At 34.7% G+C, this 1,055-nt stretch carries 1 protein-coding gene; it reads right to left on the reverse strand.

What is annotated here, in order from left to right:
• Window positions 1-322: 322 nt before the first annotated feature.
• A complete protein-coding gene (locus LZ11_RS12265) occupies window positions 323-850 on the reverse strand; it encodes a GNAT family N-acetyltransferase (RefSeq protein WP_170240389.1) in 528 nt (175 codons plus the stop codon).
• Between the last annotated feature and the right edge of the window lie 205 nt (window positions 851-1,055).

A 1,055-nucleotide genomic window follows, 5' to 3' on the forward strand; every position in this document is an offset into this window, starting at 1 on the left:
CGATCTTTTGGCTGGTATCAGAGGGATATTTCGCCAGGGGGTGGGTCAATTCCTTTTCGTTGCTCCTGGGTCAATTATACACCGGCGGTGACATTCCGGAAAGGATCTGAATATATTACGCTTCTGTTCAAAAGATAAAAACATAATTTTCCCTCTACTCTCCCATGTCGAAATACGGACCTCTTATTATTGAAAATGCTGTAAAATGTTTCGCTGGAACATTGGTTCCACGAAATCGTAACTCCCCCGGGCTGTTTTTTCTATAACGGCCTTGCTAAATAGAAGGTCCTCCGTTTTTACTCACATTTTTTGTGATATTTTATCACGTTTGTAGTGATATAATATCAGTTTTTGCCAATTTATTGTCGAGGCCGGCCCTATAACTCGGAGATAATTTCATTTTTACTTTTTTTATTTCGATTTCTCCTCTTACACCTTTCTTCTTGATATTTTTTTCCTCCAAAACTTCAAACCCCAATTTTTCATAAAATTTATAAGCTGGTGTATTAGTTTTCGTTACTTCTAATACAATTGGTAGCCCTTTTTCTTTTAATTGATTAAAAATTGATGTTCCTATACCCCTCCGCTTATACGAAGGAAGGACTTCAATATGTCTTACATAAATAAATTTCTGATTGAAATCAACAGACAAATAACCAATTGACTTTCCGTTATCCGTAATGATGTAGTCTTTTTCAGGACGAAAAGATTGTTTTAAATCCTCACGCTCAATTTCATCGTTCCACCCACGGATTTCATCAACAAAATCTTTAAAGTTTGCTTTATTCAGTTGGAAAACAAAATCAAAATCGTCTTCTTTTGCAATCCGCAATGATGGATTTATAGCCAATAGAAAATCCTCCTCGATATACGATAAAATGAATTCAGAAGTCGTCAACTATTATTTTTTGTTGAACGAAAATAAACATTAAAATTCCCCACCGGTTCCTGAAGAAAAATCTTGGTTAATTGTAAAATTAAATGCGACAGTAAAAAAAGTTGAACCATAGCATGAAACCCGATATGATGTTGGTTGACAAAAAACTAACACATAT

It is taken from the genome of Thermosediminibacter litoriperuensis (assembly GCF_008124715.1).
In the GTDB taxonomy this organism is placed as follows: Bacteria; Bacillota; Thermosediminibacteria; order Thermosediminibacterales; family Thermosediminibacteraceae; genus Thermosediminibacter; species Thermosediminibacter litoriperuensis.